Raw genomic sequence first — 12,575 nt, 5'->3', positions numbered from 1 at the left:
CTGCCGGAATGCTGAGCTTACCAGTTCTGTTGATATCACCAGAGTGCCATTTGTTCCCCACCCGGGCGCCGGAACCGGTCGACACGCAGCGGCTCCGCCTCATGGAGGTTGAGCCCCAGCTGGCGGGCTTTTTTGGTGAATCGCTGACGGATCAGGTCCGAATAGGGACCGGTGCCGGTCATCCGTCGGCCGAAGGTGGCATCATAGCTCTTGCCTCCCCGGAGGTCGCGCATGCGGTTCATCACATGTTCGGCCCGTTGAGGAAAGTGCCTGCGCAACCAGTCCTGGAAAAGCTCGTCCAGTTCGTGAGGTAACCGTAGCATAATCCAGCTGGCCCGGGTGGCGCCGGCCCGGGCGGCTGCCTCCAGGATGGCCTCGATCTCATGATCGTTCACAAAGGGAATCACCGGCCCGAGGATGATCCCGGTGGGCACCCCCGCGGCACTGAGTTGCCGGATCATTTTCAGGCGGGTGGCGGGCGCCGCGGTACGGGGTTCCATCGAGCGCTTGAGGTCATTGCTCAGAGTCGTCAGGCTGACCCTGACCGAACACAACCCCTGCGCCGCCATATCGGAAAGCAGGTCGAGGTCCCTGAGAATGAGCGCGCCCTTGGTGATAATCGAGACCGGGTGGCGATAGTCAGACAGCACTTCTAGCACCTGCCGGGTAATCCTCTGGTCCCGCTCCAGGGGCTGGTAGGCGTCGGTATTCACGCCAAGGGCAATGGGCGATACCCGGTAACCCGGCCTGTCGAGTTCTTCCCGGAGCCTGGTGGCGGCATTGGGTTTGGCGATCAGCCGGGTCTCGAAATCCAGCCCCGGTGACATGTCCCAGTAGGCATGGGTTGGCCGGGCAAAACAGTAGATGCAGGCATGCTCGCAGCCCCGATAGGGGTTGATCGACTGATCAAACGGCACGTCTGGTGACGAATTCCGGCTGATGATGGTTCTGGCATTCTCCAGAATAACCTCAGTGGCGACGCTGTCCGGGTTGAACTCGTCCTCAGGGTCCCGATACCAGCCGTCGTCCACCTCCCGGTCGGTGGCGATGGGCTGGAAACGGTTGTGCGGATTGAGGGCCGTGGCGCGGGTTTTCATGGGTACACCTGATACTGTTTAAATGTACAGTATCTGCCATGCTAGCGCTGTCTTCTTTGCCGCGCAACTGCCAGGTGTTGCCGGTCATACCCACGCTCAGAGACGGAAGCCCTGCGAAGCCGTGGTCAGGGTCGTCACCTGGGACGAAAGCCGTTCAATGTGGGCGGTGAGGTTCTGACGAATGCCAGACGTTTCCTGGGTGTGGCCATGGATCTGCTCCACTTTCTGGGCGATTTCCTCCGTGGTGGTGGATATGCCCTCTACCGACGAGACTACCTGGTTCATGTCGCCGGCCAGTTGGCGGATGGCGCCGGTGATCTGTTCAATGGCGCGGGCCGCCTCACGGGCGCTCTGCTCGCCCTCTCCGGCGGAACTCAGACCCTCTTCCATGAGGCGGGCAATGGCCCGGGTTTCCTGGTTCAGGGAGTCCACGATCTCGGCAATCCCGTTGGTGGCGTTCACGGTTTTCTCGGCCAGCGAGCGCACTTCGTCGGCCACCACCGAGAAGCCCCGCCCGGCTTCTCCGGCGCGTGCGGCCTCGATGGCGGCATTCAGCGCCAGCAGATTGGTCTGTTCGGCCAGGCCGTTGATAACTCCGACGATGGAGTTGACCTTTTCACCGGTCTTGCCGAGTTTGCCAACCTGATCGTGGGTTTTCTGGATACGTTCGGCCAGGGAAGTCATGGTCTCAGCACTGCGGCGAACCACATCGGCCCCGGAGTGGGCGGCGCCGTTGGCGCTCTGCACAGCATCATTGACTGACTGGGTGTACTTCGCAATATCCACCGCCGTGTGGGAGATTTCCTGCACGGCTGTGGCGGTCTGTTCGGTTTCTTCCTCCACCTGCTCGCCATTGCGCCCCATCTTGTCGACCAGGCCGTCCAGCTCCTGTTGCAGCTCCGACAACATGCGGTTGCCGTCGACCACCTGGCTGATAACGCCGGAGACATCGTCGAGCATCTTGTTGGCGGCCTGTCCCAGGCGCGTGAACTCGTCATTGGGATTTTTGCCGGGTTCCAGCCGATGGCTGAGATCGCCCCCGGCCACACGGGTGAGCAGATCCACGGTGGCGTTCAGACGCTTTACCAGGGTTCTTGAGGCCGTAGTCAGGGTGAGCACCAGGATAACAACAACGGCGAGCGCCGTGATGATGATCAGCCAGGTGGAGAAGGTGCGAGTGTCCTCTGCCTGCTGGCTGGTCGCCACAATCAGTTCCTGACGGAGCAGGTTATTCTGGCGGCTCACCAGGCTGCGTATCGCGCCTCCCACGTTCTCAAGCTGGCTCTCGATACCAGCCAGCTGGCTGGCAAGGGTTTCTGCCCGGGTAAACGCCTCGTCGAAGGCTTTGACGGCCTGGCCGATGTCGATGTCCTGCCAGTCCATCTCGACCACCGTCGCCTTCATGCGCTCGAGAGCTTCCCGCGTGGCCTGGGCGTAGGCAGGGTCGAATGTGTCCAGGTAGTCCCGGTAGGTAGAGGCAATGGTGTTGATGTCGTTATTGAAGATGGAAATGCTGATTTTTCTGAGATTCTCATCAATGGCGGTCGCCATGGTGGCACGCAACCCATCGGAAGCGGTCAGGCCCAGTTGCTGCTTGAGGGCCAGCCATTCGGCCCGAAGTCGGGTATACTCTGCCACCTGAGCCTGTATCTGTTCTGCCATGCTGGCGATGTCGTCATCCGGCAGGGTAACGGCGGACTCGCTGAGTGAGGTGGCCTGTTCTGCCAGCGAGGCCAGTTGCTGCTGGTATTCCTCCACCTGTTCCGGCTCGAGACTACCGCTCAGTCGCTCGAGGGCGAGCCAGTCGTTGAGCAGGGTAAGGGATGCCGATTCGTAGGCTCGCGCCTGCCCCCGTGCCTCGTAGGCGTCCGAGACCCGACCCAGCCCGCTCAGGGAGGCGGTGGTGGCGAGCCCCAGCCCGATCAGGGTGGCGACGATCAACAGCATGAATTTCTGGTTCCAGGACAGGGCCATCAACGTACTCCGGACATTATCGTTTTTATACAACTGACTGAGTTTAGACCAGTTCTCGCCAACTGGCGGTTCTTTTCAATTTCGGGATTCCATGTCTGATCTTGCCAACTACCAATACCTTCTTATCGCCCTGATCTTTGTCTGGAGTGGTTTTGTCCGCTCGGGGCTTGGCTTCGGTGGTGCGGTCCTGTCGTTGCCATTCCTGCTGCTGGTGCATGATCAGCCGCTGGTATTCCTGCCGATCATTGCCGTTCATCTGCTGGTGTTTTCCTCGCTGACCATCTGGATGAACAACCGTAGCCGCTCTACCCCGGGCGAGGTTAGCGCGGGCACCGTTGACTGGCGGTATCTGTGGCGCATTCTCGGCATCATGATCGTGCCCAAGCTGATCGGCGTGTTCGGCCTGATCACCATGCCCTCGGATGTGCTCAGCGCCATTATTTTCGTGATTGTCGCGCTCTACTCGGTGTCCTACATCGTCAATCGCCCATTTCGCAGCGGTAGTCGGGCGGTGGATGCCATTTTCCTGATGGTGGGGGGCTACATCAGCGGCACATCCCTGATCGGTGCGCCGCTGATTATTGCTGTGGTGGCCCAGCACCTGCCCAAGGAAAAGCTGCGAGACACGCTGTTCGCGCTCTGGTTCATTCTGGTGCTCATCAAAATGGCGGCGTTCATCTGGGCGGGCGTCGATCTGCAGTTGATCCATCACCTGTGGCTGTTGCCCTGTGCGGCGGTGGGCCATGTGATCGGCCTCTACGCCCACGACCGCATGCTGCGCGCCGAGACACCGGTGTTTTTCCGGGTGCTCGGCGTTGTTCTGCTGGTGGTCAGCAGCCTCGGTATTGTCAGCGTTCTGTGAGCCTTGGGGTGCGTCCTCAGCCGGCGCGCCCGAATACCCGTTCCAGAAATCCCCGCTCGCGAACGTTCGGAATCGGTAGCTGGTCCACCTCCTCCATGGCCTGTCGCCAGAACTTCTCCGGCTCGTCCAGATGCGCCACTTTTGCCCGCTCTTCCTGGCTGTAGTGATTGTGCTCACCGGCAATGCCCTGATTCATGAGTTCCTGGGTCCACAGGTAGATGCTGGCACGAACGGTTCTCAGCAAACGGCAGTAGGTGTCGCGACTCAGGTTGATGGCCAGTTCGGCGGTGAGATTGATGTGCTTCTGGAGAATTGCCATGTCGTCTTTCTCCAGCAGGATGCGGTTACCATTGCCTTTCTTGCAATTGACGCAGATTTTTTCCAGCGATTTTACGCCGTCGATGAGGTCGAGGCGGCCGTAGGTGTCTTTCTGTTCCTCGTTCACCGGTGCTGGAATCCACCCGTACTGGGGCGACCTGGCAACAATATGACCGTGCAGTTGGCGCCGGTAAGGTGGTGCTGATTGCGGATCCTGGTAGCCGTCGAATTCTGCGCGTAGCCACGCGGCCATCTTCCGGTGCCGCAGCATCATGGCAAGCGTGATGGCGGAGGGCATGATCTCTTCGAGCAATTCCGCGGCGTCCCGCGTCCGCTCGTCGAGGTGGTTAACGGATGTGGACATTTCTCCTCCTCGACAACGGTGACCCAGGGGCGACCTCCGTTGTCTGTTTGTTATTGTCGGCGATTAAAAAGTAGGCAGATAATGGGCAGGCCGCCGTTGTAAAAAGGTTATTGCTTTGTAACGGCCGGTAAATGGATCAGGCATTGGAGGCAGCGCCATGAGCGAGCATCGGGCTTTTGAGCAGCGCAGGGCCGACATGGTGAACGAACAGCTCCGGGCCCGTGGCATTGATTCCCCCGCGGTTCTTGAGGCCATGGGGCGGGTGGCCCGGGAGCAATTTGTACCGGTGCACCTGAGGGACAGCGCCTATGAGGATGGTCCGCTGCCCATCGGTGCCGGGCAGACGATTTCACAGCCTTATATCGTGGCACTGATGATCGAAGCCCTTGACCTGGAGGGCGGCGAGCGGGTTCTGGATATTGGAACCGGGTCGGGATATGCGGCGGCGGTCCTGGGTTGCATCGCCGGCGAAGTCTTCAGCATCGAACGGATTCAGGAGCTGGCGGACAGGGCCGAAAGGGCGTTGACGGCGCAGGGTTTCGACAATGTCCGGGTGCGCTGTGGCGATGGCACCCTGGGCTGGCCGGAGCACCAGCCCTTCGATGGCATCGTGGTGGCCGCCGGAGCCCCGGCGGTACCCGAGGCCCTGAAACACCAGTTGACCCTGGGCGGACACCTGGTGATTCCGGTAGGGGGTGAACAGGGCGTTCAGTACCTGGAGCGTGTCACCCGCCTGTCCGATGATGAGTTCCGCACGGAAGATCTGGGCGCGGTTCGCTTTGTGCCCCTGCGTGGTGAGCAGGGCTGGTCCTGAGGCCTCTCGGCTGCGGCCCCTCAACGGCCGGCGTTGGTGCTCTCGAAGATTTTGTCTGCCGAGGCCGCCACAAAGCCGGAGTAAAGGTGGCCGTCGGCCTTCGGGTAGCGCAGGGCGAACTCATAGAAGCAACTGGGGATGGTCACGGTCTGGTCCGAGAACTGGACCGGAACGCGATCCGCCATGGTTGATGATTGCTCAAGCAGCTCTGACGGCGACCCTTTGACTTCGCCGCCGGAGGCGTTCACCTCGTAGCCGTTTTCCTTCAGCAACTGATTGATGTCCCTCACCGTGCGGAAGCGCTCCAGATGATTGATGCTGACTGTGAAGTGGTTGGCCCGGTAACCCCAGGCGGCCATCCAGGCGGCGTATTCGCTCTCCTGAAGCAGATTGCTGTAAGTGCCATAGTCGATCTGCCAATGACGTCCCGAATACAGAAAATCATTGGCTGCTACCGCCTCGGGTGAGACCTGATCAACCAGACCCTTGACCGTTGACTGGAGTTCCTTGGAGCACTGGTCAACCAATAGCTCGGAAATAAACACCTTGGGCAAATCCTCCCGCGGAGGCTCGTAATGCCGGGCGTAGAGTTTTTTCGCTTCAAAATGATAGTCGCCACCCTGGCGATAGCCGAGGCTGAGGAAATGTTCTGCCAGGGCATCAAGCCGAACGGGATCAAGGTTGAAGGTTCTCAGGGCGATGTGGTCGTTGACAATGCGCTGGCCTTCCTCGGCACCGAGAATCCTGTGAATGCGTTCCGCGGAGGGCGTCACCTGCCGGTAAGAGTCCCAGAGCTCTTTGAACAGGGTATCGGCGTCAGTATGCATATCGGACCTCCTCATTTGACATGTGTCCCTCGAGCGCGGCTGGCGACTGCCGACCGGTAAGCGGAAGATAGCAGGCCCGGCCGTTTGCGGACAGTCCCAGTGTGCGTGCCAGGGCAGCCGGAACAGTGACGCGCCCGGCGTCGGCATGTAACTGGTGGGACACAGTGGCCCGGAAATCGGCAACACCGGTATTGGTGACAATGGCGTCACCCCCGGTGCGCGTCCGGTGGCCGGTGGATTCATTCGCGCCTGACAGTATTACCACGGAGCCTGAGCGGGTGCTCTGCACACTTGCGATGTCCTCTCTTCGACATTCCAGAGTAGGGCCACCGTCGATCGGATCCACATAGCCCGCGTGCTGAAAGCCTTCTTTCTCAAGCATCGCCCGCGCTGGCCGGGTGTCGATGTGGACTTCGCCAAGGGCGCTGCGTGCGGCGTCGGTCATCTGTTCGGTTAACAGCGGCTGCTGGTCCGGAATCAGGTCGGGGCCGCGGCTCTGGAGCCAGTTCCAGAACGGCGACTGGCCGGCAGGATCCCAGACGCCCCTCATCTCGGCAATGACCAGGTCAGAGAAACGCTCGGGGTGAAGGGCCATGAACACGAAGCGCACGCGTGACAGCAATTTGCCAGCGTTTGCCCTTCTAAAGGCAGGGCGCAGATACAGGGAGCAGATCTCGGTGCAGCCGCGGTAATGCTGGCATCGGGTCAGCAACTCCCGGGGCCGGCCGACACGGCGCACACCGGTGCTGTCGGTCAGTACCTGCCGGTGAAGGTGGACCAGCGGGCGCTCAATGCCAGCCGAGGCCTCAATGCCGGTGGTCCCCATGATCTCGCCCGTCTCGCAGTCTTCCAGCACGAACAGATAGTGTTCGTTGCCGGGACGCTCTATGGCGCGCTCAAAGCTTGAAACCGAGAGGTCGATTTTCCGGGCCAACGCATCACGGTCCGGCATCAGGGAAGTGAATCCCGGGCCGGATTCCAGGGCAATCTGGTACAGCGCGTCAAGGTCTCCGGGGGCAACCGGTCGAATGAGCATGGCCTGGCTCCTCATGGTTTTGATGAGCCCAGTATGCGTATAAATAATGGCAAAATGCAGACGCAAAATGCGCGATTTGATATCGTTTATTATCAAAAAGCAAAAGTGAAGAATCAAAATGATCAGTTCTCAGGACCAGAAGTTACTCGGCCTGCTACGCCAGAGTGCGCGGGCAAGCGTCACCGATCTGGCGCGGGCCCTGCACGTTTCCCGGTCAACGGTGCAGAACCGGATTCGAAGGCTGGAGAACGCTGGTGTAATTCGTGGTTATTCCGTGCAGCTGGGCGGCGAATTTGCGGCAAGCCAGGTAGAGGCACATGTATCCATCAAAGTGGTACAGAAGCTGACCAACCGAACCAATACTGCCCTGGAGGGCCTTAGCCAGGTGTCGCAGCTGTTTTCGGTAAGTGGCGAGTACGACCTGATTGCCATCGTGCAGGCCCAGTCCCTGGAAGAACTGAGCGCGGTGCTGGATGCCATTGGCAACCTGGAAGGCGTTGAGCGCACCAACTCGGCGGTGGTGCTTGAGACCCGTTTCCGGCGCTGAGGAAATATGAGAGATGGGTCTCAACGGGGGACAAATTGGCCAACGGGCAAGGCACTAAATGCTATTGAGCGGGTCGAAAATCCCGCTGGTATGGATCGGCAACCGATTCGAAGGCGCGCTTCTGTACTCGCGGGCGCGCGTGACAACAAGCAGTACAACAACAAGAATGGAGCACTTGTATGGCGGTAGATCCCCGCAAGCAGACGTCTTTGCATTGCCTTTACTACTGGGCGGAGCAGGCCCCGGACAGGGTTTATCTCACTCAGCCTTACGCGGATGGTCGGGTGGAAGACATCACCTGGAAGCAGGCCGCTGACCAGGTATCGCGCATGGCGGCTCACCTGAACAGCCTCCAGCTGCCGGAGTCCAGCAACATTGGCATCCTTGGCAAGAACAGCGCCCACTGGATCCTTGCCGATCTGGCCATCTGGGCGGCAGGCCATGTTTCGGTGCCGTTGTACCCCACGCTCAATGGCGATACCGCGGCCTACGTGCTGGAGCACAGTGAGACCAGGCTGCTGTTCCTGGGCAAGCTGGACGGCACCGCCGACGGCTGGAACGACATCAAGGGCCATATTCCCGAGGATCTGCCGATCATATCCCTGCCCATGTCCCCCCGGGAGGACACGCCGAAATGGCTGGAAATTATCAAGAGTCAGGAACCGGCTGAGCCAAAGTTGCCCGATCCTGACAAGCTCGCCACCATTGTTTACACCTCCGGCAGTACCGGTCGCCCCAAGGGTGTCATGCACAGCTTCCGTACCATGATCTCGGTGGCGGATGGCCTGCAGCAGCTGTTCCCGGTGTCTTCCGACGAGCGCATGTTGTCCTATCTGCCGCTGGCCCACGTGGCCGAGCGGGCGGCGGTAGAAACCCAATCCCTCTACTACGGCTTTCACCTGTACTTCGCCAACTCTCTGGACACCTTCCAGCAAGACCTGCAGCGGGCCAGGCCAACCCTGTTCTTCTCCGTGCCCCGGCTGTGGATGAAGTTTTATCTGGGCGTCAATGCCAAGCTGCCGCCGAAGAAACAGAAACTGTTGTTCAGCCTGCCGGTTGTGAGTTCTCTGGTTAAAAAGAAAGTGCTTCGCCAGTTGGGGCTGGACCACTGCCGTGCCGCACTGACAGGTGCCGCGCCCCTGTCGGCGGAGATTGTCAACTGGTACCGGAATCTTGGCCTTGAGTTGCTTGAGGTCTATGGCATGTCGGAGAACTTTGGTTATTCCCATGCCAATCGTCCCGGACAGGCCAGAGCCGGTTCCGTGGGAATGGCCAACCCGGGGGTGGAGCATCGCATCGCCGAGAACGGCGAAGTCGAGGTGAAGAGCCCCGGTCAGATGCTCGGCTACTACAAGAACGAAGAGAAGACCAAAGAGGATCTGACCGAGGACGGCTTCCTCAAGACCGGCGATATGGGTGAGATCGATCGGGACGGCACGCTTCGGATTACCGGCCGGGTAAAGGACATCTTCAAGACCTCGAAGGGCAAATACGTGGTGCCGGTGCCCATCGAGAACCGCTTCAACCACCCCAAGGCCGAAGTGGTGTGTGTGGCGGGGGCCAATCAGCCGCAGCCGTGCCTGATGGTCCTGCTCTCCGAGGAGGCCAGGGATGAGCTGGAAACCGGCGCCGATCGCGGTGCCCTGGAACAGGAGCTGGCGGAGGAGCTGGACGCGGTCAATGCCGAATGCGAGGCCCACGAAAAGGTGGCGTTCGTGGTGGTGGTACGCGAGCCCTGGACCATGGAAAACGGGATGCTGACGCCCACCATGAAGATCAAGCGGAACGTGATCGAGGACTACTACAACCGCAAGATGGATGAGTGGTTCAGCCAGAAGCGCAAGGTTGTCTGGGAGTTCTGAGCCTGAAACGCAAAACGCCGGTGGGGCCCTCGGGCGCCACCGGCGTTTTCAAATCCTTATGCTTGCCTGCCTGTCGGCGCGTCCCCGCGCCCATGACACCTGAGTCGGCCGGCTCAGTGACCGCCTTGAACCTGGGTCATGTCCGGAGCAACGCTGACCGCTTTCCGGTTGAAGCTGCGCATCTTGCGGCTGATATACTGCACCGCCTGCCTCGCAGCAAGACGGGTGTACTGGCGCCTGACCTCAGCACTGTTGTGGAGGATACTGGACGGCAGCGGGTTTACGGTTGCGATATGGGTCTGAGTCATAGCGCCTTCCTCCTTTTATCTGATGGATTGATTAGCGATCTATCTTTAATTTACCAACAATTCTAAGGGTTCTTATTTGCAGCTTGAATACGTTAAAATCCGTACTATCGTTGCAAATATGCAGTAACTATGGACTGGGATTATCTTCGATACATACGGGCTCTGGCAATAGGCGGAACGCTGGCCAAAGCCGGAGAATTACTGGGTGTGCACCAAACCACAGTTCTGCGTCGGCTCGACCAGATGGAAGAGTCGCTGGGGGTGCAGTTTTTTGAGCGAAGCCGGGATGGTCTGCAGCTTACGCCGGTGGGTGAAACCGCCTTTCGGGAAGCCGAAAGACTGGCCATAGAGATGGAGAATCTTGAGCGCAAGCTGGTGGGCCAGGATTCCGCGCCCGTGGGCAAGGTCAGGCTCGCCGCCGAAGACGCCATGATGAACGAGCTGCTCAGCCCGATTCTTTCGGAGCTGGTACGGTCGTTCCCGGACATCGAGCTGGAAGTTCTCACCGACAACGATGTGGCCAACCTGAGCCATCGCGAGGCTGACCTGACCCTGCGCCCCGAAAACAAACCACAGGCTACACTCGAGGGCACACGGATCGCGGCGATTGAGTCGGCGGTGTATGGTTCCGCCCGGTTCTGCCGTCGCCACCGGAACATGGATGTGGAAAACCACCCGGAGGGCCTACTCTGGATTGTGCCGGATGAAACCTTCAGCCACCTGGCCACCGGCCGGTGGTACCGGAAGCACCTGAAGAACGTGACCTCCTTCATTCGCTGTAACAGCCTGCAGTCGATGCATGCACTGGCCCGGGCGGGTGCGGGCCTTGCGGTTCTGCCGTGTTACCTGGGGGAAAGCACCCGGGAGCTCCGTCGGCTGTCAGATCCCCTGGATGGCGAGAGCGTCGACCTCTGGCTTCATGTCAATCAGGACACCCAGCAGATGGCCCGTGTGCGCATTGTCATGGAGTACCTGGTGGAGCGATTGCAGGCGCTGGAGACGCAGATCGAAATTTCCTCTGGCTTCTGATCCTCAGCTCTGGCAGAAGGGCCAGAACTGGTACCAGCGCCAGCACTGGAATTCCTGCTCACAGGTCTTCAGCTGATTGTCGTAACGGAACGCCCGATTGCGGACGCGGCTGGCCAGGCCCGTTATCGCGGGTTTGTGTTCAAAGCTGCGCCGGGCGTAGCCGCCGCGACCCTCGTGGTAGGCGAGATAAAGCTGCCGCGGGGAAGAAAAGGGAATCCCCAGTTGTTCGTGGCTGAGGCGGTTGTACCAGCCCACGAAGTCGAGCGCGTACTCCATATCGGTGCGCACGGTGAACCAGCCACCGCCATTCGCTTCCAGGTACTCACGCCACGCCGGATCAAGCGCCTGCGCATAGCCATAGGCGGTGGTTGGCCGGGTCCAGGGGATGAAACCCCAGAGTTGTGTTCTCGGCGGACGTGCATGGCTGCGGAAAGACGACTCGTAATAGACGAAGGCCATCTGGGTTGCGATGGGCGTGCCCCAGCGTTGTTCGGAATCCCGGGCGTAGTCATACCAAACCGGGTGCTCCCGGAAGATGTCGCAGAGATTGTCCGGGTTGGCGGGCGGGTCTGGCTCGAGCAGGCTGAAGCGCAGTGTCGCCCAAACTCCCATCAGCAAACCCAGCAACGGCAGGCCATACCACCTGGCCCGGCTCTTCCAGAGCGCCAGGTTGCGGCGTCGGCGTTGCGCTGGCCGGCGTGGCTGTGTCCGTTTTCCTACCAAACCGTCATCTCCGTAGCCCCGGGTTTGCTTGCCGCAGCCGGGGCCGACATGGCATAAGGGAACGACCAATGTGTCTCGGATGATAGGTAAATGAAGCGCATTCCCCTAGCCCGAAAAATTCATAAAAAAAGGCGAACCTTGCTTAACCCATTGATATAATGGGAGTTACGCCAATAACGCTTCGGAAGAAGCCAAACAAGGTCCGCCCATGTCCAATTCTATCCCAACTCAACTGCGCTTTCCTCCCTTTGCCGGCTTTACCGTGCGTGCGGATTTCGAGGGCGGAGCGTTGTCATCCGACTTTGGCCCCCTGCTGCTGCGCGGGGTAGACCAGCAGATCGGCCTGGTTCATCGACTGGCCCAGGCCATCAGCGATCGCCGCCATGCCTCTTATATCGACCACTCACTTTCCGATCTATTAACTCAGCGGATCTTCCAGATCGCCTGTGGCTATGCCGATGCCAATGACGCCAACGCGCTGCGCCGTGACCCGATGTTCAAGCTCGGCGCCGAGCGCAAACCGCTTGAGGCGGAGCAGGACCTGGCCAGCGCACCCACGTTCTCGCGTCTGGAAAATGCCGTTAACACCCGCGACCTTTACCGCCTGGCCGAAGCCTTTGTAGAGCAGTTTGTCGCCAGCTACGCCAAGCCTCCAGAGATGATCGTGCTGGATATGGATCACTCCGAAGACCGGACCCATGGCCAGCAGGAGTTGGCGTTTTACAATCACCATTACCAGAGTCACTGCTACTTGCCGCTGTTTCTGTTCGAAGGCCTGTCGGGCAAGTTCATTACCGCTGCACTGCGCCCTGGC

13 protein-coding genes are annotated in these 12,575 nt (G+C 59.9%); 6 read left to right on the top strand and 7 right to left on the bottom strand.

What is annotated here, in order from left to right; all coding sequences use genetic code 11:
• Positions 1-35: 35 nt before the first annotated feature.
• Both ACFC20_RS06070 and ACFC20_RS06065 read right to left on the bottom strand, forming a co-directional pair.
• Positions 36-1,097 carry a PA0069 family radical SAM protein gene (locus ACFC20_RS06070; RefSeq protein ID WP_375192214.1) on the bottom strand — a complete coding sequence of 354 codons (1,062 nt, stop codon included), beginning with the start codon at positions 1,095-1,097 and terminating at the stop codon, positions 36-38.
• A gap of 96 nt (positions 1,098-1,193) precedes the next feature.
• The gene (locus tag ACFC20_RS06065; RefSeq protein WP_375192213.1) at positions 1,194-3,071 is read right to left on the bottom strand and encodes a methyl-accepting chemotaxis protein; all 1,878 of its coding nucleotides are present in this window, start codon (positions 3,069-3,071) and stop codon (positions 1,194-1,196) included.
• A gap of 91 nt (positions 3,072-3,162) precedes the next feature.
• On the opposite strand from ACFC20_RS06065, the gene ACFC20_RS06060 reads away from it, so the two are divergent.
• Positions 3,163-3,933 (top strand): TSUP family transporter, encoded by a 771-nt coding sequence (locus ACFC20_RS06060; protein ID WP_375192212.1) that lies wholly within the window; start codon positions 3,163-3,165, stop codon positions 3,931-3,933.
• A 16-nt stretch (positions 3,934-3,949) separates the two neighbouring features.
• On the opposite strand, the gene ACFC20_RS06055 is transcribed toward ACFC20_RS06060, so the two are convergent.
• On the bottom strand, positions 3,950-4,615 hold the full coding sequence (locus ACFC20_RS06055) for a hypothetical protein (RefSeq protein ID WP_375192211.1): 666 nt from the start codon (positions 4,613-4,615) through the stop codon (positions 3,950-3,952).
• A gap of 157 nt (positions 4,616-4,772) precedes the next feature.
• Between ACFC20_RS06055 and ACFC20_RS06050 the strand changes: the two genes are divergently transcribed.
• Positions 4,773-5,429: a protein-L-isoaspartate(D-aspartate) O-methyltransferase gene (locus ACFC20_RS06050; protein WP_375192210.1), complete on the top strand. Its 657-nt coding sequence runs from the start codon at positions 4,773-4,775 to the stop codon at positions 5,427-5,429.
• Between the two features lie 20 nt (positions 5,430-5,449).
• Here the strand turns inward: ACFC20_RS06050 and ACFC20_RS06045 are convergent, their stop codons facing one another.
• Positions 5,450-6,256: a DUF1338 domain-containing protein gene (locus ACFC20_RS06045; protein ID WP_375192209.1), complete on the bottom strand. Its 807-nt coding sequence runs from the start codon at positions 6,254-6,256 to the stop codon at positions 5,450-5,452.
• Positions 6,246-7,292, bottom strand: a complete 1,047-nt coding sequence (locus ACFC20_RS06040) for an arginine N-succinyltransferase (RefSeq protein ID WP_375192208.1) — start codon at positions 7,290-7,292, stop codon at positions 6,246-6,248. The genes ACFC20_RS06045 and ACFC20_RS06040 overlap by 11 nt, the downstream gene beginning before the upstream one ends.
• A gap of 118 nt (positions 7,293-7,410) precedes the next feature.
• On the opposite strand from ACFC20_RS06040, the gene ACFC20_RS06035 reads away from it, so the two are divergent.
• Complete coding sequence (locus ACFC20_RS06035) at positions 7,411-7,839, top strand: Lrp/AsnC family transcriptional regulator (protein ID WP_375192207.1); 429 nt, start codon at positions 7,411-7,413, stop codon at positions 7,837-7,839.
• A 179-nt stretch (positions 7,840-8,018) separates the two neighbouring features.
• The gene (locus ACFC20_RS06030) at positions 8,019-9,701 is read left to right on the top strand and encodes an AMP-binding protein (RefSeq protein WP_375192206.1); all 1,683 of its coding nucleotides are present in this window, start codon (positions 8,019-8,021) and stop codon (positions 9,699-9,701) included.
• 113 nt (positions 9,702-9,814) lie between these two features.
• Here ACFC20_RS06030 and ACFC20_RS06025 read toward each other — a convergent pair whose 3' ends face one another.
• A complete protein-coding gene (locus tag ACFC20_RS06025) occupies positions 9,815-10,009 on the bottom strand; it encodes a hypothetical protein (protein WP_375192205.1) in 195 nt (64 codons plus the stop codon).
• Positions 10,010-10,138: 129 nt separating this feature from the next.
• On the opposite strand from ACFC20_RS06025, the gene ACFC20_RS06020 reads away from it, so the two are divergent.
• Positions 10,139-11,038, top strand: a complete 900-nt coding sequence (locus ACFC20_RS06020; RefSeq protein ID WP_375192204.1) for a LysR family transcriptional regulator — start codon at positions 10,139-10,141, stop codon at positions 11,036-11,038.
• Positions 11,039-11,041: 3 nt separating this feature from the next.
• Here the strand turns inward: ACFC20_RS06020 and ACFC20_RS06015 are convergent, their stop codons facing one another.
• Positions 11,042-11,650, bottom strand: a complete 609-nt coding sequence (locus ACFC20_RS06015) for a lysozyme-like domain containing protein (RefSeq protein WP_375192320.1) — start codon at positions 11,648-11,650, stop codon at positions 11,042-11,044.
• A gap of 319 nt (positions 11,651-11,969) precedes the next feature.
• Here ACFC20_RS06015 and ACFC20_RS06010 point away from each other — a divergent pair.
• A partial coding sequence (locus tag ACFC20_RS06010; RefSeq protein ID WP_375192203.1) for an IS1380 family transposase occupies positions 11,970-12,575 on the top strand: 606 nt, incomplete at its 3' end.

Origin of the sequence: Marinobacter sp., assembly GCF_041984545.1 — a bacterium.
In the GTDB taxonomy this organism is placed as follows: domain Bacteria; phylum Pseudomonadota; class Gammaproteobacteria; order Pseudomonadales; family Oleiphilaceae; genus Marinobacter.
This window is presented reverse-complemented; position numbering and strand designations above follow the sequence as displayed.